Consider the following 21,819-nt stretch of genomic DNA (forward strand, 5'->3'; position numbering starts at 1 on the left):
CGGCAAGGATGGCGAGCGCCAGCCCGGATGCACCGTGCCGGTCAGCGAGTGCGGCGGCGCGCGCGCTCTTGATCGGCAATCGCAAGCGCATCTGCAATGGCGTCCAGGGAGTCGACGCCCATCGCCACCACGAGATCGACGGCATCGTCTTTTCTGAAGATGATCACCCTGAGATTGCCGTTGCCAGCGCGGAACTCGTCGACGGCTTGAATAACGCTCGGGTCAAGGTCTTTCACCAGGTCCGCGCTCTCAATGCTCCCGGAGGACCAGTACGTGCGATTCTCGTCCGGGCGGCCAACTATAAGGCGTTCTCTGGCAGGCAGACGTTCGACAAGACCGAACGCCTCAATCAAGGTCATCATTTGACGTCCTCCCCTGCCTTTAAAGGCAGGGGATTCCCACACCTGGCGATGCACGTCCGCATCGGAGAATGTTCAGCGCAGCATTGGTATCACGGTCATGCACGACACCACAGCGACTACAGGTCCACTCTCTTATTCGCAGTCCTGCGATACCTTTCGGGCGCGTCGTGCTGTCTTTCGAACCGCACGCCGAACAGGACTGGGTAGAACCACTTTCGTTCACTTCCTCAAACGTGGCCCCGTGCGCAATCGCTTTGTAGCGGAGCTTGTCCCGGAAGGACGACCAGGATGCGTCGTAGACACTCTTCGCCATCCTGGTTTTGGCGAGTTTCGAAGCCGACACGTTGCCGACTGCGATGTAATCGAAGCGCCGGACGAGATCGAGCGCGAGCTTGTGCTGGAAGTCGGCGCGGGCATTCGCCACCTTGGCATGCAGCTTGGCGATATGCCGCTTGTGCTTTCGCGCACGCTGCGCCTTGGCCAGTCTTTCGGCGGCATGCCGGCCAAACCGGTCATTGGAAAGCTTCTCGCCGGTCGAGAGCGTGGCGAAGTCCTTCAAACCAAGGTCGATGCCGACGCCAGCTTGAATCGGGCGTGCCGGCACATCAGCCACTTCGATCACGATGTTGAGAAACCAGTTCCCGCGCGAATCCTGCGCAAAGCTTGTGCCGTCCTTGATCTTGCCTTCGGGCAACAGGCGGCTGTTGAACACGCGAAAGGTACTTCCGGCAAAGCGAAACGCCTCGCCCTCTCGTTTCAGATCGCGGCCCTTCAAGGGCACCCATCCGAGACACTTGCCGCCACGGTATCGCAGGTAAGGACGGTGATGCTGGCTGCGCGATTTCGCGTACTGCTCGCACGTCGCGTTGACCGTGCCGGAATGGATGCCGAGCTCCTTGCTGCTGCCGGTGGTCAGCACGTTCAGATCGAACCCGCTCGGCCACTTCTTACCCCATTTGAGCGCGTGCTTCTGCGTGTCATTGCAGAAGTTCCAGACGTAGTTCACCGCTCGGCTCTGCTTGTTGAGCAGGCCGTTGAGCGACTTCACCCGGTAGCGGTAGACAAGAATCATGCCGCACATTCTAACGTGGGAATGCCGCCTGGCGGCGGCGCTCCTTTCACTCCCCGCCATGAATGGCGTGGTTTCTCGGAGCAAATCTGATGAATTAGGCAACGGCGGGCCGGCAAAGCAAAAAGTGCCATCCGCGGGGGGGCGCGGCCTTCATTATAGGAGGCCGCGCCAGCAGCCTCGTACCCATCCATGCCCGCTTTATCTCACCGCGGCTGGAACACAATAATCGCCATCCCCGCAATCGCAACCGCCACCCCGGCCAGATCCCAGTGGCTGGGCCGCACCCCATCCACCAGCCACAGCCACGCGATAGCGACCGCGATGTAAATCCCGCCATAAGCCGCATAGACCCGCCCGGACGCGTCCGGGTGCAACGACAGCAGCCAGGCAAACAGCACCAGGGCCAGCGCGCCGGGGATCAGGATCCAGGCGCTGGCGCCCTGGCGCAGCCACAGGTAAGGCAGATAGCAGCCGAGGATTTCGGCGCAGGCGGTGACGAGGTAAAGGGCGAATGTCTTCATTCAACGGAAGAGGCAGCGGACTCAGGCGTGTGTGCAGGGGGCGCATCGGCCTCCGCATTCGTCACCCGCTTGCGCGCCGCCGTACGCCGCTTGCCGCCGCCCAGTTCGCCGCCCTTATAAGGTACCCGCCCCGACGGCACCACCGCCGAAGCCAGTTCCACATGGCCCTCCTGGTCATCGAAGAACATATGCGCGCCGAAGGCCTGCAGGACCTGGTCCTTGGGCAGCCCGCCCAGGAAGAACGCCTCGTCGATACTGACGTTCCACGCCCGCAAGGTATGCACCACCCGCGTGTGCGCCGGGCTGTTGCGCGCAGTCACGATGGCGATGCGCACCGGGCACTGTCCCGGCTCGAAATGCGACTGGATCTCCGCCAGCCGGAGCAGCAGCTTGGCGAACGGCCCTTCGGCCATGGCCTTGTGGCGATGTTTCTGCTCATGCCGGGTAAAGGCCTCCAGCCCCTTCTGCTTGAAAATCTGCTCGGACTCGGGCGAGAACAGCACGGCGTCGCCGTCGAAGGCAATGCGGATCTGGCCGGCGGGGGCGTGATAGTCGGCGGGCGCGGCGTAAAGCTGGGCCGCGGCCACGCCACCGTCGATGGCGGCCTGTACGTCGGAGGCTTCGCGCGAGAGGAACAGGTCTACCTTGAAGGCCTGCAGGTATCGCGAGATCGGCTCGCCGCCGGTGAAGGCCGCGCGGGTGATGTCCAGCCGATGGGTCTCGATGGCGTTGAACGCGCGCAGCCCGGTGTCGGGCGAATTGCGCGAGATCACCACCACTTCCACCAGCCGCCGGCCGGGGATCAGGTTGTTGAGCCCGAGCAGCGCCTGCACCAGCGGAAAGGCCGTGCCCGGCAGCAGGGGCTCGTCCTCATGCTGGCGCTGGTAGGCGGAGTAGGAAGCCACGCCTTCGGATTGATAGATGCCGTTCTCGTGCTCGAGGTCGAATAGCGCTCGGGACGAGATGCCGATGACGAGTTTGTCGGTGAGATCGTAGGCCATGCCGCAGTATAAAGGCAGACGATTCGACGCTATGGCGCCAACATCGACATTGAGGATTGGGTGGGCGTGATCAGGGCCAAGTCTCCGTTGCGGTCGCTCAGACGCGGGCAAGCGTCTGAGAATGCCTATCGAGCATAAGTGTTGCTTGATAAGCGCCTCCCAAGAAGTATCTCTATAATGTCGGGCCGAACAAGAACCGCGACATAGACGATGGCCGTATTGAAGCCGCTGGAACTGACGAAGGAAGAACGTACCGAGCTTGAGGTTCTGGCGAGAAGCCGCCGTGATTGGAGAACACGAGACAGGTCTCGGACGATTCTGATGTTTAGCAACGGCGTGCCAGCCAAGGAGATAGCCAGGCGGCAGGAGTTGACGTTGGAGGCGGTGTACGAGAGGCGCTATCGTTGGTTGGACAAAGGCATGGCGGGGCTGTCGGACGCGCCGCGTAGCGGTGCGCCGTCGAAGCTGTCGCCGGCGCAGGTTGAGCAGTTGAAGATGTGGGCGACGCAGGAGGCGCTGACGGCCGCGGAACTGCTGGCACGACTCGAAGAGAAGTTCGGGATTCGAGTTCATGTGCGACCTGAAAGTCGCTTGAGTTTCTGTTTCACTGGAGCAGGTATTACCTGATGAAACCGGTTGTTCCATCAACCGTTCCCTACCCGGGCATGCGGAGCCGGTAACAGCTCGGTGTGAAGCTCTGGGGACAACGTAGCCGCCGGATAACCGGTACGCCGAGCCGCGAGGTAAGGCGGAATCTGCCAGCACAGAGGCGGAGAGGAGCAAGGGATGAGTGGGTACGATCAACATATGTGAACTTCCGATAAACGTCGTCAGAATCAACAAGCCAAACGTGCTGACAGGCTTGGACCAAAACGGTACGCGGTGTGGAGTGGCCTTCGTGAACTGGGCCACCATGGACGACAAGCCGCCGGCGAAGAGGAAGGGTCCGCCCCGCTCGGAAATTCATGCGGAACAGGGTAAGCCCATCGCGGCGCCGGCAACGGCAGGCGAACCGCGAGGAACGCTGTTGGCGCGGTGGGTAAAGGAATGCGGAGAAAGCGAACGCCCGGCTGTAATGGACGGGATACGGGCTGAGACATCGCCCGACGCGAAAGCGGGCAGACTTCCGCGTGGTCATTCATGGCGAGATAACCTTGAACAATCGTTATACGGGGGAAAGCAGATGACGGCAACGGACGCGAAAGCTCCTGACGCTGGTGCACTCTCGAGCGCTGCGCAGATGTGGGACCATGCAAACTGGTCGCACATCGAAGCAGAGGTGAAGCGACTTCAGATGCGTATCGCCAAGGCCGCTCAGGAAGGCCGATGGGGCAAGGTGAAAGCATTGCAACGTCTGCTAACCCGCTCGCATGGCGGCAAGATGCTCGCCGTCAAGCGTGTGACGGAGAATCGCGGTAAGAGAACGCCGGGGGTGGACGGCAAGATATGGTCATCCCCGGCGGCCAGATGGAACGGAATGCTGTCGCTACGACATCGCGGCTATCGTGCGATGCCGTTGCGGCGTGTCTACATTCCCAAGAGTAATGGGAAGAAGCGTCCGTTAGGAATCCCGTGTATGCGGTGCAGGGCGATGCAGGCCTTATGGAAGCTCGCTCTGGAACCCGTCGCGGAGACCCTTGCAGACGCCAATTCCTACGGCTTTCGGCCCGAGCGCTCGACCGCCGATGCCATCGAACAGTGCTTCAACGTTCTGGCCAAGCGTGCCTCGTCAGAATGGATTCTGGAGGGTGACATTCGGGGCTGTTTCGACAACTTCAGTCATTCCTGGTTTCTGGAGAACGTACCGATGGATAAGGAGGTTCTGCGCAAGTGGCTTCGAGCCGGATATATCGATGAAGGAACCTTGTTCGAGTCACAAGCGGGCACACCCCAAGGGGGTGTGATCTCGCCTGTGATCGCGAATATGGCGTTGGACGGACTTGAAGCAGCAGTTCATGCAAGTGTGGGCACATCCACACTTGAGTGCAGAAAGGCGCAGCTCAACGTCGTCCGCTATGCCGATGACTTTGTGGTGACTGGCGTATCGAAAGATGTGCTGGAATCCCGGGTACTTCCGGCAGTCAGGCAGTTCATGGCGGCTCGGGGTCTGGAGCTCTCGGAAGAGAAAACCCGGATCACGAACATAGCGGCGGGTTTCGATTTCCTTGGCCAGAACGTGCGCAAGTACGACGGCAAGTTGCTGATCAAGCCAGCGAACAAGAGCATCAAGTCGCTGCTTGACAAGGTCAGGGGAATCATCAAGGAAAACGCGAGCGCCACGCAGGAGGCGTTGATACGACAGCTCAACCCTGTGATCCGGGGATGGGCCCAGTATCACCGTCACGTCGTGTCGAAAGCGATCTTCTCCTCAATCGACTCCCACATCTGGCAACGGCTCTGGAGATGGGCGAAGCGTCGTCACCCCATGAAAGGAGCCCGATGGGTCCGGCAACGGTACTTCCGGCGCGACGGATACCGGTCCTGGGATTTTGCAACAGAGGGTTCAACCGAGGGTGACACCTGCGGCCTGCAACTCTTCCGCGCAACGACCGTCGCGATCCAGCGACACGTCAAAATCCGGGGACTGGCCAATCCGTTTGACCCGGCATGGGCCGCCTACTTTGCCCGCCGTCGAACCGCGAAACGTTCCGCTGGTCTGCCCGGTGCCACACAATGGTGCTGAACGAATGGCTTGAGCCGGATGCGGGGCGACTCGCACGTCCGGTTCTTAGGGGGCGGCGACGTAGTAATGCGTCGCTGCTACCCGACCGCAATACGCTGACAGGGATTCTCAAACGGGCGGGGCTGGTATGGAAGCGAACCCGGCATAGCTTAAAAAAAAGCGGGACGAACAGCGGTTCCGACAAGCCCAATCCGAAATTGGGGAGTTGGTCCAGCAAGCCCAGCGTGGCGAAATCGAACTCGCCTACGTAGACGAAGTTGGCTTCGCGCAAGCGCAGCCGAATCGAAGTGCGTGGACACCTGTCGGGGAGCAACACATGATTGAAGCCCGGCGTGGTAAGCGTCTGAACGTGGTCGGAGCACTGCTGTCCTCGGGAGAACTGTTTGCAGCGAAGTTGTGGGAGACGATGACCTCGATGCTGTTCGCTGGATTTCTCGGCCTGCTGGTCGAACACGTCGGCAAGCCGCTGACCGTGATTCTCGACAATGCTTCGGTCCACACGGCCCGCGCACTGCGGCCTTATCTCCGGCTGCTACAAACGAAAGGCTTGACGTTGTATTTCCTGCCACCGTACAGCCCGGAGCTCAATCGCATCGAGAAGCTCTGGCACAAGATGAAATACGAGTGGCTGGCCTTCAAAGCCCGCGACACCAAAACCCTTGAAGCTGATGTCGATGTAATCCTTCAGGGATTTGGGGCAGACTACAGATTCACTTTTTGTTGAAAGCTTACGTGCCGATGGCACGGCCCAGGATGACTCGGCCGACCTGGTGGTGGCGTTCAGCCACAGCCGTCCTGCTGGCTAAGGCTAGCCGGCGGTAATACTGGCCCTTGCGCTGAAAATCTCAATTTGAGATATACTGCCGTCATGCGCGTGATCTCTAACAAAACCCTGGTGGATTTCGCGGCCCGATATCCGGATGCCAACGTACCCTTACAGGCTTGGCGCAAACTGGTCGAGGCCACCAGCTTCGGCAGCTATGCCCACTTGAAGGCAACCTTTAACGCTACCGATCGTGTGGGAAATTTCTACGTTTTCGACATTGGTGACAACAAATACCGTCTCATCACCGCGATTCACTTCAACCGCCAGATGCTCAACGTGCGCGAAGTCCTAACTCACAAGGAGTACGACAAATGGAAGCCCTCTTGAACGTGGCTGCACTGACCGCTCACTTCCGCGCTTTGTCCGAAGTCGTACCCCTGCACCCCATCCGGACTGAACGCGATTACGACAAGGCCGTCAACGTCATGAACGCACTGCTCGATGCGGGCGCGGCAGACGAATCACATCCTCTGGCGGATCTGGTCGCGACGCTCGGTGAGTTGATTGCAGACTACGACCAGGCACACTATGCATTTCCTGCCATAAGCGGCGTGGATGCCTTGCGATTTCTGATGGAGCAGCACCACCTTACGCAGGCGCAAGTCCCCGAAATCGGTAGCCAGGGCGTGGTTTCGGAAATCCTGAAAGGGCGCCGCGAACTCAACGTGCGCCAAATTCGGGCCCTCGCTGCCCGTTTTGGCGTCGCTACATCCGTCTTCCTCCCGGCCGATGCACCTGTCGTAGCCTGAGGCCGCGATACGCCAAGCCCATCTGCCACCACTTGCAGCCAGCGCGCCTGTCCCCGCGGCACGTTGCGCTGCCAGCAGCCCAGCCGCAGCACGCTACGCTGCCGGCGGCCGGTCTTGCTTGCCAATTCGGCAGCTTCTGCCGCGGCCTCCTCCCTACAATGAATTCCTCGATTCGCGGCATCCTTGACGCTGTCGCCGGATACAGAAGAACGAAGCCCCACGGAGACCGCAATGAGTGCCCTGCAAAAGCCCGCCGCCATCGAGAGTGCCTCAGGCCAAAGCCACGACCCCGACCATGAAGAGACCCGGGAATGGCTCGACGCCCTGGCCGGCGTCTTCCGCGCCAGCGGTGCCCCGCGCGCGCGCTTCCTGCTGGAACGCCTTGCCGAGCATGCGAGCCATCTCGGCCTGGGGCCAAGGGCGAATCCGTACTCGGCCTACCAGAACACGATTGGCGTGGGCGAACAGCAACGCTATCCCGGCGACCTGGCGCTCGAACAAAAACTGACCTCGATCATCCGCTGGAATGCGCTGGCCATGGTGCTCCGCGCCAACAAGGCCTATGGGGAGCTTGGCGGGCACCTGGCCAGCTATGCTTCCGCCGCCGAGATCTTCGAGGTGGGCTTCAATCACTTCTTCCGCGCGGACGAGGGCGAGCGCAAGGGCGACCTGGTCTACTTCCAGCCGCACTCCGCGCCGGGCGTCTATGCGCGCGCCTTCATCGAAGGACGCCTGTCCGAAGCCCAGCTCGCCAGCTACCGGCAGGAAACAGGCGGCGGCGGACTCTCTTCCTATCCGCACCCCTGGCTGATGCCGGATTTCTGGCAGTTCCCGACCGGCTCGATGGGCATTGGCCCGATCAGCGCCATCTACCAGGCGCGCTTCCTGCGCTACCTCGGCCATCGCGGCATTGCAGATACCGCGGCGCGCCGCGTCTGGGGCGTGTTCGGCGACGGCGAAATGGATGAACCGGAATCGCTCGCCGCGCTCTCGCTCGCCGCGCGCGAGAAGCTCGACAACCTGACCTTCGTCATCAACTGCAACCTGCAGCGCCTCGATGGCCCGGTGCGCGGCAACGGGCAGGTGATCAATGAGCTGGAAGCATTGTTCAGCGGCGCCGGCTGGAACGTGGTCAAGGTGGTCTGGGGTTCCGAGTGGGATGCCCTGTTCGCCCGCGATACCAGCCACGCGCTGCTGCGGCGCTTCGCCGCGATGGTGGATGGCGAATACCAGAACCTTGGCGCCAAGGATGGCGATTACAACCTCGCGCACTTCTTCAACCGCGACCCCGAACTGAGAGCGCTGGCCGCCAGCATGAGCAGCGCGGATATCGATGCGCTGCGCCGGGGCGGGCACGACTTCCGCAAGCTGTATGCCGCATTCCGCGCCGCGCAGGAACACAAGGGCAAGCCGACGGTGATCCTCGCCAAGACCAAGAAAGGCTACGGCATGGGCGAGGCGGGCGAATCCCGCATGACGGCGCACCAGCAGAAGAAGCTGGACATCGACGCGCTGCTGGCCTTCCGCGACCGCTTTGCGCTGCCGCTGGACGACGATGCCGTGGCGGCGCTGCGTTTCTGCAAACCGCCGGAGGACAGTCCCGAGATGGCCTACCTCCACGCGCGCCGCCAGGCGCTGGGCGGTTACCTGCCGGCGCGCGCGCGGACCGCGCCCGCGCTGCGCATGCCGGAACTGATGCAGTACGGCCGCTTCGCGATGGAGCCGGACGACCGCGCGGTCTCCACCACCACCGGCGTGGTCCGCCTGTTCACCAACCTGATCAAGGACAAGACCGTGGGCCCGCGCGTGGTGCCCATCGTGGCGGACGAGGCGCGCACCTTCGGCATGGCCAACCTGTTCCGGCAGATCGGCATCTATTCGCCCATGGGCCAGCTCTACGAGCCGGAGGATGCCGGTTCGATGCTGTACTACAAGGAAAGCCAGCAAGGGCAGTTGCTGGAAGAGGGTATTACCGAAGCCGGGGCGCTGGCATCGTGGACGGCCGCGGCCACGTCATACAGCGTGAGCGGCGTGGCCATGCTGCCGTTCTACATCTATTACTCGATGTTCGGCTTCCAGCGCGTCGGCGACCTGATCTGGGCGGCGGCGGACCAGCGCGCGCGGGGCTTCCTGATCGGCGCCACCGCCGGACGTACCACCCTTGCCGGCGAAGGCCTGCAGCACCAGGACGGCACGAGCCAGCTGATCGCCGCCACGGTGCCGAACTGCCGCGCCTACGATCCGGCCTTCGCCAGCGAAGCCGCGGTCATCATCCATCACGGCGCGCGCAGCATGCTGGAAGAACAGCGCGACGAGTTCTACTACCTGACCGTCAACAACGAAAACTACGTGCAGGCGCCGTTGCGCGAGGACGCGCACGACGACGTGATCAAGGGCATGTACCTTTACGGCACGCGCGGTCCCGAAGGCGCCGCCACCAGCGTGAGGCTGCTCGGCTCGGGCGCCATCCTGCGCGAAGTCATCGCCGCCGCGGACCTGCTGGCGAGCGACTGGGATATCAAGTCGGAGATCTGGAGCGTGACCAGCTTCTCCGAACTGGCCAGGGACGCCCGCGAATGCGAGCGCGCCAGCCTGTTCGCCAGCGGTGGCGAAACGGAAAGCCATTTGCAGCGCTGCCTGCCGGGCGCCGTGCCGGTCATTGCCGCCACCGATTACGTGCGGGCCTATGCGCAGCTTATCGCGTCGTACCTGCCCGCGCCGTTCACCGCCCTGGGCACGGATGGCTTCGGGCGCAGCGATACGCGCGCGGCGCTGCGGCGCTTCTTCGAGATCGACCGGTACCACGTGGCAATTGCCGCGCTGCGCGCGATCTCGCCGGAGCTGCACGCGCGGGGGCTGGAGCACTATGGCGTGCGCGTGGAGGCCGATGGGCCCTGGGTGCGTTAAGCAAGCGCCTGCGCAATATCCGCCAGCAGGTCCGGCGCATCCTCGATGCCGGCACTGAGGCGGACCAGCCCGTCCGTGACGCCGTTCCGCAAGCGGATATCCTCCGCGACGGCGCTGTGCGTGGTGGAGGCGGGATGGCAGGCGAGCGAGTCGGCATCGCCCACTGAGACCGCCTGCGTGACCAGCGTCAGCCGGTCCAGGAATCGCCGTGCCGCTGCCCGGCCGCCACGCAGCTCGAGCGACAGGATGCCGCCGAACAGCCGCATCTGGCCGCGCGCGATCTCGTGGCTGGGGTGCGAGGGCAGGCCCGGATAGTAGACGCGCTCCACCGCGGCATGGCCATGCAGCATCTGTGCGATCTGCTGTGCGTTGTCGCAGGCTGCCTCGATCCGCAGCGGCAGCGTTTTCAGCCCGCGGATGAGCATGGCGGCCTCATGCGGGCTCAGGCAACCGCCCAGGTCCTTCATGCCGGTCGGGCGGATGCGATGGATAAGCTCGCCACGGGCCACGGCGACGCCGCCCGTGGCATCGCCGTGGCCGCCGATGTACTTGGTGGCCGAATGCACGGCTACGTCGATGCCGAGCGCCAGCGGCCGGGTCAGGCAAGGCGTGGCGAAGGTGTTGTCGGCCACGCTGAGGATGCCCGCCGCCCGCGCGATACGGGCTGTTTGCTCCAGGTCGATGATGCCCATGACGGGGTTGGCCGGCGTTTCCACGTAGATCAGCCGGGTACGCTCGCTCAGGCGGGCTTGCACGCTCGCCAGGTCGGGCACGGCAAAGGTCTGGATGCCAAGGCGGGGCAGCAGGTTGCGCATGATCCCGTCGGTGCCGCCGTAGAGCGTGCCGACGTAGATGGCCTCGTCGCCCGCCGAGAGCAGCCCGAGCAGCGTCGACGTGATGGCGGCCGTGCCGCTGGCAAAGGCCACCGCGCCTTCGCCGCCTTCCAGCGCGGCCATCTTGGCCTCGAAGGTCAGCACGGTCGGGTTGGCGAAACGGCTGTAGAGAAAGCCCGGCTCCTCCCCGGAGAAGCGCCGCGCGCCCGCGTCGAAATCGTCGTAGGCAAACGACGAGGTGGCAACGATGGGCGGCGCGATGGCGCCGGTCGACGCATCCGGATGTTGTCCGGCGTGCACGGCGAGGGTGCGCAGGCCGAAGGCGGGGGAGGACGATGAAGCGGGCTTTTGAGAACGCATGACTGTGCCTCGACGATGTGGGTTCGCTAGCCATCCGGGTCTTTCCCGAAGGCATGAGAATTATGCTTCTTGTTGAGCGTCAACAGCCGAATCCTCCGGACGTGGCGTAGATCAATCCCGGCTCGCATCCTCTGAACGTTCGTGCAAGACGTGCCCGAACTCATCCAGTTCCTTCTGGATCCTCGCCATGCTAGCGTCAATGGTCTGCTGTGTAACTTCACCATCGACGAACTCAACCGAGACGCGGGTAACACGGGAATCCTTGTCGACGATGCCCTGCAGCACCTTGTCAAATAGCTTCTCCCCCGCACGCAAGCCGAGCGGGCGGGGAACAAGCACCTTGACCAGCAGGATCTCCTCCTCACTCTCCGTATTCTCCGTATTCTCCGTATTCTCCGTATTCTCCGTTTTCTCCGTTTTCTCCGTTTGCGCCGCATCGGCAAAGGCAGTCCGCAGATACGATTTGAGTTTCAAGACACTCAGGTTGCCGGGAACACCGATATGCGACACCCGAACCTTTTTCTCAGCCATGCTATCTCTCCGCCGAAATTGAACGCGAGGACTATACCGCAGGCGGCATCGGTCCAACAAAGCGCAGCACTGTCGCAATGGATCACGCCAACGAGGATGCAGGTGCAGGTAAAGGGCTGAGCGTGACCGTGCTCATTCCTACGGTTGCTGCGCGTTAGGAAGCAACTGGTCAGGCAGCATGCCTGAGCGTGCGCAGGCGCCGCCGGTTGGCGTCCAGCGCCGCGTCATACTCCATGATGCGGGCCGTCTCGTAGCTCACTTCAGAGCCGAGGTACCGCTCAAGGAGGTAGAGCGTCAGGTCAATGCCGAGCGTCACGCCGCCGCCGGTAATGACATCGCCTTCGTCGACCACCAGCGCCTGGACGGCTTGCGTGTCCGGATATAGTCTGGCCAGGGTGGTCACCGGGCATTCCTCTGGTCCTGTGACAGGAAACTTTGTCGTGGCGGTCTTGCCTTCGAGCAGGCCGGAGGCCCCGAGGATCATGGCGCCCGTACATACGCTCGCCACGCGCTCGCCGCTGGCGTGACGCCGGCGGATAAACGAAAGCATGCCATTGTTATGCACCTGCTCGCGCCAGCCCGGGCCGCCGGTCACGATCACGACATCCGCCGGCGGCGCATCGGCGAACGCGTAGTCGGTTTCGACGCGCAGCCCGTTCTGCAACCGGACCATGCCGCCGTGCTCTGAAACGGTGAAGTACGAGAGCTTCTCCGTCACGCGTTTCGCCATCGATAGCGTCCCGACGACAGCGAGTTCGATGGGTTCAATATGTTCATACAAAACGACCGCGATGCGCATGGTGTTGTCTCCGAGTGGGGTGTTTCCCAATCTTATGACAATGTTTCCTTTTGGGCAACATGTCCATTTCGCTAGCCTGCCGTTTTGCTGTGTCTCACTTGAGGTCTGGCTCGGCAGGCTCCATCACAACCACCACTGCCTGTGCATCACCCTCCAGGGCGCGGCCCCGATGCGGCGTGCTCGACTCGAAGTAAAGGCTGTCGCCAGCTTCCAGGATGCAGCGTTGAAGCTTGCCTTTGACCTTGAACTCGAATTCGACTTTCCCCGACAGGAGAAAGACGAATTCTTCTCCCGCATGCTCGAAGAAGAAGTCGAGATTGATCTCGGAGGGGAAGGTAAACATGAAGGGGTCCATGTGCTTGCGCTGCTTCTTGTGCGCCAGGCTCACATAGTCGTACCCGTAGGCGCTGCCGCCGCGAAACACGGGTTTGCGCTCCCAATGATGTACCACGGAGACGGGAGCGTCGGCGCCCTCGGGCGAGACAGCGTCCGCAGCATCCGCGTCGACAAAGAAATAGCTTAGCTCCATGCCCATGGCGCGTGCGATGCGAGCCAGCGAACCAATCGGCGGCGCCTTTTTTCCGTTCTCGATCTTGGATAGATAGCCTTTTGTGAATCCGGATAGCTCCGCAAGGGCTTCAAGCGTAAGGCCGTGTTCGATGCGTGCTGTGCGCAGACGCAGGCAGACGGCTTCTTCATCATCTGTCGGCGTGGCGCTCACATCCTGAGCGGCTTGCTTCTGCCGTGATGCGAGAAGCGCTTTATCGAGGGTTTTTGCCGTCATGGCTTGCAAGTTCCGTTCGCCCGTCTGGTAGGGGAATGGGAAACTTGGGCAAGTTTCCCGGTTGGAATTGTAAGCCTTGTTGCGTGGCGTTTGTTGCCCAGGCGGTTTTGGCGCCGCTTGCGCCGCCCTTGCGTCGGGAAGGCGACGGCGCCGCGAGCAGCCCGCCGTCAGGATTCGTACAGGTTGTCCCGATAGGTTTCAGTGCTGGCCGCGGTAGCGATCAGGGTAACGAGGCCAAGCACGGCAATCATGATGGCCACGCCGACGAAATGTCCCTGCCTGGCCAGCAGGGCGGTCGCCAGCATGGGAGCAAGGCCGCCCCCGATGCCCGCCGCCACCTGGCACCCCAGGGATGCCCCGCTGTAGCGTACCTTGGTGCCGAACAGTTCGGGAAGCAGTGCGGCTTGCGGGCCATACATGGAGCCGTGGCCCAGGTTCATGCAGATTGCCACCGCCAGCGCAATGATCACGGGATTGCCGGTCTGGATGCACATGAACAGCGGATAGGCGGCCGCGATGGTGAAGATGGATCCCAGGAAATACAGCGGGCGCCGGCCCCAGCGGTCCGACAAATAGCCGAACAGCGGGATCGTCAGCAGTTCCAGCGCGGCACCGAGGAGCACGCCGTCCAGGATGACCGCTTTGGGAATCTTCAGTACTGTGGTTCCGTACACGACGACGAACACCGTGAGGATGTAGACCCAGGCAACTTCGCAGACTTTCAATCCGATGCTGATGATGAGGTTGTGGCGGTGCTTGGTCAGCACCTCGAGCAACGGGATCTTCGGCGGCTCCTTCGCTTCCGCCGCCGCGGCAAAGACCGGCGATTCCGAGACCTTCAGGCGGATATAGAAGCCCAGGAAGACCAGAATGGCGCTCAGCAAAAAGGGGATGCGCCAGCCCCACGACAGGAAGTCGGCGTCTGTCATCCTGCTCAGGTAGGCAAAGATGCCGGTAGAGGCAAGCATGCCCAGCGGGAATCCCATCTGCACAAGGCTCCCATAGAAGCCGCGCTTGTCTCGCGGCGCATGCTCAATCACCATCAGCGCCGCGCCGCCCCACTCCCCGCCGATGCCGATGCCCTGGATCACGCGCAGCAAGATCAGCAGCGCCGGCGCCCAGATGCCAATCTGGCCGTAGGTGGGGAGCAAGCCGATGGCGAACGTTCCGCCGCCCATGAGGAACATCGTCGTCATCAGCATGGTCTTGCGGCCGACCTTGTCGCCGAAATGTCCGAATATGACACCCCCCAGGGGGCGCGCGATAAAGCCAACGGAAAAGGATCCCAGCGCGGCCATGGTCCCCATCAACGGGTCTAGCGATGGAAAGAACAGCTTGTTGAACACCAGCGCGGCGGCTGTGCCATAGAGCAAAAAGTCGTACCACTCGACCATGGTGCCGATGACGCTGGCCGTCACCACCTTGCTCATGCTGTCCCTGCTGCTGGATCGGTGCGCCGTGTCGGCCAAACCTGCGGCGCCCTCCGTGTTTGTGTATGCATCCATCGGTGTCTCCTGTCTCCTGTTTGCTGCTTGTCATTGGCTTCGGGGGGGGCAATCTCGCGAGAACTGCGCGTTCATAGTAGTCAATTGGGAAACATTTTCAAGCAAAGTAGGGTAAACAAGGAAACTAAAGTTACTAAAAAAGCATAAATACAAAAATACATTGAGGTTTGGTTGACTACAAGGAAACTATTGAGTAAATTGGTTTCCGTGCGACGCATCGTGTTTGCGCGCTTGCACTTACCTAATTGTCCAGAGGAGACTGCCGTGATTGAGAATCAACACTTCAGCGAGCGTTTGAAGGGCAAACTGGAGCCGACCCCGGGCGGCTCGGTTTATGTCGATCCGGATACCCTCGAATGGGAGCCCTCCCAGTTCGAGAAGATCTCGATGAAAGTCCTGTATCGCAACGACGCCGCCGGCGAAATGACCGTGCTCCTCAAGTGGGAGCCGGGCGCGGTGCTGCCATTCCACAAGCATCCGGAGATCGAGCAAAGCTATGTGCTCGAGGGATCGTTCTACGATCACGACGGGATCTGCCGCGCCGGCCAGTTCGTCTGGCGCCAGCCTGGCTCATTGCACGAAACCCGTTCCGACGAGGGCTGCCTGCTGTTCGCGGTCTATCGCAAGCCGAACGTCTTCTTTGGCACGGCCGGCTTCCGCAAGGCCACCTGAAATTACCGGCGTCCTATCCCCGGGGCGCGGTGCTCCGGGATTTGTCATTGGAGTCGCCATGGCTTGCGTCGTCACTGAAGCTTGCATCAACTGCCGCTATGGAGATTGCGCGGAAGTCTGCCCCGTGCATGCGTTCCATCAGGGGCCGAACTTTATGGTGATCGACCCGTCGGCCTGCCTGAATTGCACGATCTGCACCCTGGTATGCCCGGTCAATGCCATCAAGAATGACTACGACCTGACAGAGGAGGAACTCGGTTTCGTTGAACTCAATGACAAGCTGGCGCAGAAGTGGCCGGTGGTGAAAATTGCGGACGGGCCGCTGCCGGATGCGGACGATTGGGCGTTTCTGGAAAACAAGAGGGCGTTGCTGGTCTAGGGAGCAGGAGATGGGCCATCGCCACGGAGAGCTGCCTTCCATGCGGTCAGCCGTGCAGAGGATCAGGAAGCGCCTGGCAGCTTCGGGTGCTCGGCACACTAGTCAGTCGTCCGCGCTCTCTGGTGGCAGCACAACGATCGAGCGCGCGCGGATAGCGCGCCTTGGCGTCGATGGCAACGCTGGTAAATGACTGTTGCAAAATCAAACAAAATGTCAGGTACCTCGGCGCTACAGTGGTCCTTCCCATGCCTGAAGGCGTTTTTTGGAGGTACACGAATGAAGCAACATCTGGCGAAATCCCTGTTGATGGCTGGCGCGATGATCGCGTCCTACCCGCTGTTCGCGCAGCAGGCCCAGCCCATTCAGCCGGGCCAGCCGATGCCGATGACTCAGCCGATGCAATCCACCCAGCCTATGCAATCCGCCCAGTCGGTGCCATCCGCGCAGCCTGTGCAAGCCATGCCGGCGGCAGCGCCGTCGGCCCAGGCGACGCTGCCGGCCGCACGCGATCCTTATGCGCAAAGTGCCGAACAGCCGGTTCAGCCGGGCATGGCGCCCGCACCGGTTGACCCGACGCTGGGCCGCAGCCCCAACCCGGCAATGGACTCCGCCAGCATGAGCCTGGCTCCGGATGCGCTCGGGACGCGCCTGGGCCAGCGCAACCCCTTCCTCGACGGCGCCTGAGCGCCTGTCAGCCTTCCTGAGCCCCAACCCTTCGGAGTGCAACGTCCCGTGAACCGGGCAGGGCGCCGGCACGCCCGCGCCGGCGCCCTCCGTCAATGGCCCTTGCCCGCTTCCGCGCGCAGGGCCTTCACCTTGTCCGCGCTCACATCGCCGGGTTGTCCGCCGTAGCTCGCCCGCAGGTAGTTGGCCAGGTCGGCAAGCTCCGCGTCGCTCAGGTGCGACGCAAAGCCGGGCATGTCCTGCATGCTCTCCAGCCCGGGGAATTTCTGGGCTTCGATGCCGTCGAGCATGGATACGATCAGGTTGTGCGGGTCGGCGTTGCGCACGGTGGAGTTGCCCAGCATCGCCACCGCCACGTGCGGCTTGCCCTCGCCCTCGCGGCCGTGGCAGCCAGCGCAGACGGCCAGGTAATGCTGGCGGCCGGGCTTGAACCGGGCCGCGTCCGCGTTGGCCGGCTTGAGTGGCTGGGGCAGCGGCGGCTGGTCGCCCAGCAGGTAGGTCGACATGGCGGCGAGGTCGGCCTTGTTCAGGTACTGGCTACTGAGATGGACCACGGGGAACATCTCGCCGTAAGCCGAGCCTTGCGGCGCCATGCCGGTGGCGAAGAAGGTCTGCAGGTCCGCGCCCGTCCAGCCGCGCGCGGCCAAGCCGGCGGGGGTGATGTCCGGCGCGGCCACGCGGCCGAGCGCGGCGCCGGCCAGTGCCTTGGCTGCGTCCAGGCGGCCGAACGCGGCGCGCGGCGTGTGGCATTCGGCGCAGTGGCCCAGTGCATTGGACAGGTAGCGGCCGCGCTGCCAGGGCGGGGTCTGGCCGGTGGAGGCGGCGGGCAGCTGGTTCTTCAGGAACAGCAGGTTCCAGCCGGGCAGCGCCGCGCGCATGTTGTATGGAAAGCTGAGATCGTGCGGCCTGTTGGCCACGGCAACCGGTTTCAGCTGCATCAGGTAGGCGTACATCGCATCGGTGTCGCCGCGCGACAGGCCGCGATACGAGGTGTAGGGCATGGCCGGGTAGAGATGCTTGTCCGGCGTGACCCCGTCGTGCAGCGCCTTGTAGAAATCGTCCGCGCTCCACTTGCCGATGCCGTGGTCCTTGTCCGGCGTGATGTTGGTGCCGTAAAAGGTGCCGAATGGCGAGGCTAGTTCCACCCCGCCGGCAAAGGGCGCGCCCTGGGCGCTGGTATGGCAGGCGGCGCAATCCGCGGCGCGCGCCAGGTAGCGTCCGCGTGCGATCTCGTCGGCGGGAGAGAGCTTGGTGGCGGGTTGCTGGTCGGCGGCGGTGTCGATCGGGGCGGCGTGGTCGCCGCAGCCAGCCAGCAGGGCCGCGCCCAGCGCGGCCATTGTCGCCAGCGTGGTGCGCGCGCGCCGGAGGATGTTGGGCTGGCTCATCATCACTTGTCTTCCTTTACCAGGCCCGGGGTGTTGACCACCACGTCCTTGACGGCTTCGAAGTAACGCACGTAGCCGGTGCAGCGGCAGATATGGTCGTTGAGCGCCGCGGTGATGGTCTCGTCGACCTTGCCCCGCGCTACCGGCTGGCGCTTCAGCCGCTCCACCAGGATGGTCGCGCCGTTGACGAAGCCCGGCGTGCAGTAGCCGCACTGGAAGCTGAAGTGCTCCAGGAACTTCTGCTGCACCGGCGACAGTTCCACCACCTCGCCCTTGTCGTTGCGCCTGGCGTGGCCTTCCACCGTGCGCACCTTCTTGCCCTGGAAGTAGTGCGCGCCGGTGATGCAGGCGCGCACTTCCTCGCTGCTGCCGTCGGCTCTGTCCAGGATCACCACGCAGGCGTGGCAGATGCCCTGGCCGCAGCCCAGGCGCGAGCCGGTGAGTTCCAGGTACTCGTGCAGGAAGTCGATCATCATCAGGCCTTCCGGCACGTCGATGGGGCCAACGTCCTTGCCGTTGATATTGAGGGAAAGCGGTTGGGTGGCGATGCTCATGCCAGGATCTCCTGAATCTTTTCGGCGCTGACCGGCAGGGCGGTAAAGCGATGGCCGATGGCATGCGCGATGCCGTTGACGATGGCGCCCACCACCGGAATCATCACCACTTCGGCGATGCCCTTGGGCGGATCGGTGTCGGACACGGGCGGCAGGACTATCCCGGTTTGCGACCACACCGCCACGTCGCTGGCGCGCGGCAGGTGGTAGCGGTTGAAGTTCCAGGTACCGTTGCCGGGCCCGTCCTCATAGAGCGGCAGGAACTCGTGCAGCGCGTGGCCGATGCCCATGGCGATGCCTCCCTGGAGTTGCCCGGACACCAGTTCCGGCGACAACTGCGAGCCGCATTCCATGATGGAGTGGTGGCTGAGGATATCCACCTTGCCGCTTGCCTCAGCCACCGACAGCTCCACCAGCGTGGCCACCGCGCTGTAATAGGTCACGCTCGCGTTGTTGCGCTGGGTCGGGGCGATGTAGACCTTCTTGCGGTCCAGCACCTGGTAGCCGCCGCTGGTGGTCATCCGCGCCTTGCGCGCGGCGTCCGCGCCATCGCCGTAGCGTACCGAGAGCCCGTCGATGGGCAGCCGGGCGGCCGTGCCGTCGACCTCAAAATCGGCCTCGCTCCATTGCCATCGATTGAACACGTGCACCGTGGCGCCCGTGACCAGGCCAAGCTCGTGCGCCTTCCTCGCCAGTTGTTCGTAGGGCAGCGCCTGCAGGCCGCCGGCGGTGAGCTTGCCCTTGACCCAGCGCGCATCCTCCACGCGTACTACCAGCGAGGCCGCCTGGCCGCCGCCGACGCCCTGGCTCCAGATCGCCATGGCAGCGGGCCATAGGCCGTGCATAAAGACCACGCGCGCGGCTTCGCGGGTGCTGTGGGTGAAGTAGTAGGCCGAATTGGTCGCGCTGGAAGGCGAGGCGTAGGCGGGCGACCAGCGCGGATTGGCCGACAGCTTGTCCTGGTCGGCCTGGCTCATCAGGTAAGGATCGCCGGTGGCGGTGACGGGAAGGTCGGGCCAGTCGGTGATCGCCACGCGCACTTCGGTGGCTGGCTTGCCCAGCCAGCGCGTCACGGCCACCGCCTGCGAGGTCGACATGCCGGTGCCGATCTCGGCGCCGCAGTGATGCAGGGCGATGGTGCCGTCGGCGCGCATCTCCACCTTGGCGAACGAGGCTTCCGCGCCGGTGCCGAAGTCCTTCTGCACGCAGGCGAAGCCCACGCCGTAGCGCCGGCCGGGATGGCTCGCCTCGAAATCCGCCTTCTTCTTCGCGCGCCCGTTCCAGAGCGGATGGGCCCTGGCCGCCTCCAGCACTTCATCCACGCGGATGGCGCCGGCGGGGATCGCGCCCTGCGTATTCTTCATGCCCGAACGCAGCGCATTCCTCAGGCGGAACTCGATGGGGTCGAGCTTGAGCTGCTCGGCGAACTCGTCGACCATCATCTCGGTGGCCGCCATGCTTTGCAGCGTGCCGTAGCCGCGTGCCGAGCCGGCATCAATGGCGCGCGAGGCTATGGCCACGGCGGTCAGGTCGTTCTTCGGGAAGTAATAGATCGACTGCGCCGCGGTGGCCCCCACCATTGCCACCGAGGGCGAGAAGTTGGCACGGCCGCCGCCATTGGCCTCGAAGTCGCCCTGGAAGGACTGGAACAGGCCTGTGCTCTTGTCCACCGCGATGCGGTAGCGCATCCTGAAGGCGTGCCGCTTGATCGCGGTCTGGAACTGTTCGTAGCGGTCGTTGGCCAGGCGCACCGGCTTGCCGTCGGCGTAGAGCGCCGTCACCAGGCCATAGAAGGGGAAGTTGTAGTGATCCTTGGAGCCATACCCCACGGTGTAGCAGGGATGGACGAACACCTGCTTCACCGGGAACACGCCCTTGGCCCTGGCCATCATCTCCGCCGCGCTTTCGCCGACTTCGATGGGGGACTGGGTCGGCACGACCATGTGCAGCGCCTGCGTGCCGGCGTCATACCAGCAGTTGGCGTTGTCCGGTTCCAGCGCGGCGGTATCGACGGACTGCGTGTTGTACTCGCGCTCCAGCACCAGCCAGTCGGCCGGCGGCTGGTCCAGTTGCTGGCGGATCTGGCCGGCGTGGAACATGCCCTGCTCGCCGAGCTGGCCGTGGTCCTTGCCGTCGGGCCAGACCGGTTCGTGCTTGCGCATCATGCTGGGAAACAGCGGCGCATTCTTCAGGCTGGAAAACACATCATCGTCGAACGGCGTCTCACCGCCCACCCGCACGAAGCGGAAGGTGCCCCAGGGATCGCGCTCCAGCGGGCCGGTGCTGGCGCCGTAGCGGATGATCTCGTCGTGGAACTTGAGCTTGTCCTTGGCAAAGCGGAAACGGGCGAAATCGTGATAGATCAGGATTGCCACGGCATGACCGAGATAGGCCGGGGTCTTGCCTTCCGGCAGCAGCATGTCTTCGCCATAGAAGGCGGGAAAGGCCACGCCGTCGCGCGTCAGGTCCGCGGCGGTGACTACGCGGTCGGGCTTGAGATCGTCGCCCAGCAACGCCAGGTCGAAGCCCGCATAGCTGCGGTCCGCCTTGGTGGCGCGCAGGATGAAGGCGTGCGATTGCGCCTTGGGCCAGTGCGGCATGTCACGCGAACGGATATCGCGGGCGAAGACCTTGTCGCCGGTGACCTTGGCCATGCCGTCGATGCGGAAATTCGGGGCGCCGGTCTTGGGGTCCCACTGGACCGGGGTCAGGATTTTTTCTTCGAACAAGGCCGCGAAGGCCTTGCCGCCGATCGGTGCGATATACACCGATACCCCGGCCACGACGCTGGCCTTCAGGAACGTGCGGCGCGAAGGGCTGAAATTAGCCATGGATTTTCCTTGGGAATGCGCTGATGCCGCTGCGGCGGCGTCCGGGCGAGATACACGGCCTGACGCGTCCGGCCTGGGCAGCCGGGCGAACGAGACGGGAAGAACCGGAAGGCGAGGCGCAGCGGCAATCGAGGTCTCCGTACATGAGGGCGCGGGCACGAAGTACGGCACCGGCGCGGATTACGACGCAAGACTGGGCTGGTGATCTGTGGGGCAATGCAAGCTTTTATTCTAGGCGTGGAAGTACACGCCGGGGCGCGGATTCTGCGCCGTCGGGAGTGCGGCAGCAACAGGGCGGGCTGAATAATGCTTATCACGGCCGTGTCATTCCGTTGCGGGCAGCATTGAAGTAGCGCGTTGTGCGGAGCACAAACCAGCGTC

20 protein-coding genes and 1 pseudogene are annotated in these 21,819 nt (G+C 63.3%); 9 read left to right on the forward strand and 12 right to left on the reverse strand.

All coding sequences use genetic code 11. The annotated features are described in order from the left end of the window. Positions 1–41: 41 nt before the first annotated feature. The 4 genes from ACZY0R_RS10425 to ACZY0R_RS10440 all read right to left on the reverse strand — a co-directional run bounded on the left by ACZY0R_RS10425 (position 42) and on the right by ACZY0R_RS10440 (position 2,956). Positions 42–362: a hypothetical protein gene (locus tag ACZY0R_RS10425; RefSeq protein WP_488858274.1), complete on the reverse strand. Its 321-nt coding sequence runs from the start codon at positions 360–362 to the stop codon at positions 42–44. 19 nt (positions 363–381) lie between these two features. After that, on the reverse strand, positions 382–1,434 hold the full coding sequence (locus tag ACZY0R_RS10430) for an RNA-guided endonuclease InsQ/TnpB family protein (protein ID WP_488858275.1): 1,053 nt from the start codon (positions 1,432–1,434) through the stop codon (positions 382–384). A gap of 203 nt (positions 1,435–1,637) precedes the next feature. After that, complete coding sequence (locus ACZY0R_RS10435) at positions 1,638–1,955, reverse strand: YnfA family protein (RefSeq protein ID WP_441634969.1); 318 nt, start codon at positions 1,953–1,955, stop codon at positions 1,638–1,640. Continuing rightward, complete coding sequence (locus ACZY0R_RS10440) at positions 1,952–2,956, reverse strand: 5'-nucleotidase (RefSeq protein WP_488858276.1); 1,005 nt, start codon at positions 2,954–2,956, stop codon at positions 1,952–1,954. The genes ACZY0R_RS10435 and ACZY0R_RS10440 overlap by 4 nt, the downstream gene beginning before the upstream one ends. A gap of 210 nt (positions 2,957–3,166) precedes the next feature. Here ACZY0R_RS10440 and ACZY0R_RS10445 point away from each other — a divergent pair, with 210 nt between their 5' ends. The 6 genes and pseudogenes from ACZY0R_RS10445 (at position 3,167) to mdeB (ending at position 10,121) form a co-directional block, all read left to right on the forward strand. Then, positions 3,167–3,583 carry a helix-turn-helix domain-containing protein gene (locus ACZY0R_RS10445; RefSeq protein WP_488858095.1) on the forward strand — a complete coding sequence of 139 codons (417 nt, stop codon included), beginning with the start codon at positions 3,167–3,169 and terminating at the stop codon, positions 3,581–3,583. Positions 3,584–3,854: 271 nt separating this feature from the next. After that, complete coding sequence (gene ltrA, locus ACZY0R_RS10450) at positions 3,855–5,639, forward strand: group II intron reverse transcriptase/maturase (protein WP_488857409.1); 1,785 nt, start codon at positions 3,855–3,857, stop codon at positions 5,637–5,639. Between the two features lie 166 nt (positions 5,640–5,805). Continuing rightward, positions 5,806–6,363: pseudogene (locus tag ACZY0R_RS10455) on the forward strand (IS630 family transposase); the annotation flags it as partial. A 144-nt stretch (positions 6,364–6,507) separates the two neighbouring features. Continuing rightward, positions 6,508–6,792 (forward strand): type II toxin-antitoxin system HigB family toxin, encoded by a 285-nt coding sequence (locus ACZY0R_RS10460; RefSeq protein ID WP_488858277.1) that lies wholly within the window; start codon positions 6,508–6,510, stop codon positions 6,790–6,792. After that, positions 6,777–7,214: a helix-turn-helix domain-containing protein gene (locus ACZY0R_RS10465; protein ID WP_045235865.1), complete on the forward strand. Its 438-nt coding sequence runs from the start codon at positions 6,777–6,779 to the stop codon at positions 7,212–7,214. The genes ACZY0R_RS10460 and ACZY0R_RS10465 overlap by 16 nt, the downstream gene beginning before the upstream one ends. A 231-nt stretch (positions 7,215–7,445) precedes the next feature. Next, positions 7,446–10,121, forward strand: a complete 2,676-nt coding sequence (gene mdeB / locus ACZY0R_RS10470) for an alpha-ketoglutarate dehydrogenase (RefSeq protein ID WP_488858278.1) — start codon at positions 7,446–7,448, stop codon at positions 10,119–10,121. On the opposite strand, the gene ACZY0R_RS10475 is transcribed toward mdeB, so the two are convergent. From ACZY0R_RS10475 to ACZY0R_RS10495, 5 genes are all read right to left on the reverse strand, one after another. After that, on the reverse strand, positions 10,118–11,314 hold the full coding sequence (locus ACZY0R_RS10475; RefSeq protein WP_488858279.1) for a trans-sulfuration enzyme family protein: 1,197 nt from the start codon (positions 11,312–11,314) through the stop codon (positions 10,118–10,120). The genes mdeB and ACZY0R_RS10475 overlap by 4 nt on opposite strands. A gap of 111 nt (positions 11,315–11,425) precedes the next feature. Continuing rightward, positions 11,426–11,845, reverse strand: a complete 420-nt coding sequence (locus tag ACZY0R_RS10480) for a hypothetical protein (RefSeq protein WP_488858280.1) — start codon at positions 11,843–11,845, stop codon at positions 11,426–11,428. Between the two features lie 169 nt (positions 11,846–12,014). Beyond that, positions 12,015–12,644, reverse strand: coding sequence for a DJ-1/PfpI family protein (locus ACZY0R_RS10485; RefSeq protein ID WP_488858281.1), 630 nt, complete (start codon positions 12,642–12,644; stop codon positions 12,015–12,017). Between the two features lie 94 nt (positions 12,645–12,738). Beyond that, positions 12,739–13,428, reverse strand: coding sequence for a helix-turn-helix domain-containing protein (locus tag ACZY0R_RS10490; protein ID WP_488858282.1), 690 nt, complete (start codon positions 13,426–13,428; stop codon positions 12,739–12,741). Between the two features lie 167 nt (positions 13,429–13,595). Further along, positions 13,596–14,933, reverse strand: coding sequence for an MFS transporter (locus tag ACZY0R_RS10495; protein ID WP_488858283.1), 1,338 nt, complete (start codon positions 14,931–14,933; stop codon positions 13,596–13,598). Positions 14,934–15,197: 264 nt separating this feature from the next. Between ACZY0R_RS10495 and ACZY0R_RS10500 the strand changes: the two genes are divergently transcribed. The 3 genes from ACZY0R_RS10500 to ACZY0R_RS10510 all read left to right on the forward strand — a co-directional run bounded on the left by ACZY0R_RS10500 (position 15,198) and on the right by ACZY0R_RS10510 (position 16,668). Then, entirely contained in the window at positions 15,198–15,605 is a 408-nt protein-coding gene (locus ACZY0R_RS10500; protein ID WP_488858284.1) for a cupin domain-containing protein, read from the forward strand. A gap of 58 nt (positions 15,606–15,663) precedes the next feature. Continuing rightward, positions 15,664–15,984, forward strand: coding sequence for a DUF3470 domain-containing protein (locus tag ACZY0R_RS10505; RefSeq protein WP_488858285.1), 321 nt, complete (start codon positions 15,664–15,666; stop codon positions 15,982–15,984). 276 nt (positions 15,985–16,260) lie between these two features. Then, the gene (locus ACZY0R_RS10510) at positions 16,261–16,668 is read left to right on the forward strand and encodes a hypothetical protein (RefSeq protein ID WP_488858287.1); all 408 of its coding nucleotides are present in this window, start codon (positions 16,261–16,263) and stop codon (positions 16,666–16,668) included. 92 nt (positions 16,669–16,760) lie between these two features. Here the strand turns inward: ACZY0R_RS10510 and ACZY0R_RS10515 are convergent, their stop codons facing one another. From ACZY0R_RS10515 to ACZY0R_RS10525, 3 genes are read right to left on the reverse strand one after another with little or no spacing between them, the layout of a single operon-like run. Further along, positions 16,761–18,056 (reverse strand): c-type cytochrome, encoded by a 1,296-nt coding sequence (locus ACZY0R_RS10515; RefSeq protein ID WP_488858289.1) that lies wholly within the window; start codon positions 18,054–18,056, stop codon positions 16,761–16,763. After that, positions 18,056–18,607, reverse strand: a complete 552-nt coding sequence (locus tag ACZY0R_RS10520) for a (2Fe-2S)-binding protein (RefSeq protein WP_488858290.1) — start codon at positions 18,605–18,607, stop codon at positions 18,056–18,058. Before ACZY0R_RS10520 ends, ACZY0R_RS10515 begins: the two co-directional genes overlap by 1 nt. Then, positions 18,604–21,438: a xanthine dehydrogenase family protein molybdopterin-binding subunit gene (locus ACZY0R_RS10525; protein ID WP_488858291.1), complete on the reverse strand. Its 2,835-nt coding sequence runs from the start codon at positions 21,436–21,438 to the stop codon at positions 18,604–18,606. The genes ACZY0R_RS10520 and ACZY0R_RS10525 overlap by 4 nt, the downstream gene beginning before the upstream one ends. Between the last annotated feature and the right edge of the window lie 381 nt (positions 21,439–21,819).

The sequence above is a fragment of the Cupriavidus sp. F041 genome (genome assembly GCF_057814235.1).

What these genes read in the sequence shown, in the direction of transcription:
- ACZY0R_RS10425 (WP_488858274.1), bottom strand. Translation starts at nt 362, where the DNA reads ATGATGACCTTGATTGAGGCGTTCGGTCTTGTCGAACGTCTGCCTGCC.
- ACZY0R_RS10430 (WP_488858275.1), bottom strand. Translation starts at nt 1,434, where the DNA reads ATGATTCTTGTCTACCGCTACCGGGTGAAGTCGCTCAACGGCCTGCTC.
- ACZY0R_RS10435 (WP_441634969.1), bottom strand. Translation starts at nt 1,955, where the DNA reads ATGAAGACATTCGCCCTTTACCTCGTCACCGCCTGCGCCGAAATCCTC.
- ACZY0R_RS10440 (WP_488858276.1), bottom strand. Translation starts at nt 2,956, where the DNA reads ATGGCCTACGATCTCACCGACAAACTCGTCATCGGCATCTCGTCCCGA.
- ACZY0R_RS10445 (WP_488858095.1), top strand. Translation starts at nt 3,167, where the DNA reads ATGGCCGTATTGAAGCCGCTGGAACTGACGAAGGAAGAACGTACCGAG.
- ACZY0R_RS10460 (WP_488858277.1), top strand. Translation starts at nt 6,508, where the DNA reads ATGCGCGTGATCTCTAACAAAACCCTGGTGGATTTCGCGGCCCGATAT.
- ACZY0R_RS10465 (WP_045235865.1), top strand. Translation starts at nt 6,777, where the DNA reads ATGGAAGCCCTCTTGAACGTGGCTGCACTGACCGCTCACTTCCGCGCT.
- mdeB (WP_488858278.1), top strand. Translation starts at nt 7,446, where the DNA reads ATGAGTGCCCTGCAAAAGCCCGCCGCCATCGAGAGTGCCTCAGGCCAA.
- ACZY0R_RS10475 (WP_488858279.1), bottom strand. Translation starts at nt 11,314, where the DNA reads ATGCGTTCTCAAAAGCCCGCTTCATCGTCCTCCCCCGCCTTCGGCCTG.
- ACZY0R_RS10480 (WP_488858280.1), bottom strand. Translation starts at nt 11,845, where the DNA reads ATGGCTGAGAAAAAGGTTCGGGTGTCGCATATCGGTGTTCCCGGCAAC.
- ACZY0R_RS10485 (WP_488858281.1), bottom strand. Translation starts at nt 12,644, where the DNA reads ATGCGCATCGCGGTCGTTTTGTATGAACATATTGAACCCATCGAACTC.
- ACZY0R_RS10490 (WP_488858282.1), bottom strand. Translation starts at nt 13,428, where the DNA reads ATGACGGCAAAAACCCTCGATAAAGCGCTTCTCGCATCACGGCAGAAG.
- ACZY0R_RS10495 (WP_488858283.1), bottom strand. Translation starts at nt 14,933, where the DNA reads ATGGATGCATACACAAACACGGAGGGCGCCGCAGGTTTGGCCGACACG.
- ACZY0R_RS10505 (WP_488858285.1), top strand. Translation starts at nt 15,664, where the DNA reads ATGGCTTGCGTCGTCACTGAAGCTTGCATCAACTGCCGCTATGGAGAT.
- ACZY0R_RS10510 (WP_488858287.1), top strand. Translation starts at nt 16,261, where the DNA reads ATGAAGCAACATCTGGCGAAATCCCTGTTGATGGCTGGCGCGATGATC.
- ACZY0R_RS10515 (WP_488858289.1), bottom strand. Translation starts at nt 18,056, where the DNA reads ATGATGAGCCAGCCCAACATCCTCCGGCGCGCGCGCACCACGCTGGCG.
- ACZY0R_RS10520 (WP_488858290.1), bottom strand. Translation starts at nt 18,607, where the DNA reads ATGAGCATCGCCACCCAACCGCTTTCCCTCAATATCAACGGCAAGGAC.
- ACZY0R_RS10525 (WP_488858291.1), bottom strand. Translation starts at nt 21,438, where the DNA reads ATGGCTAATTTCAGCCCTTCGCGCCGCACGTTCCTGAAGGCCAGCGTC.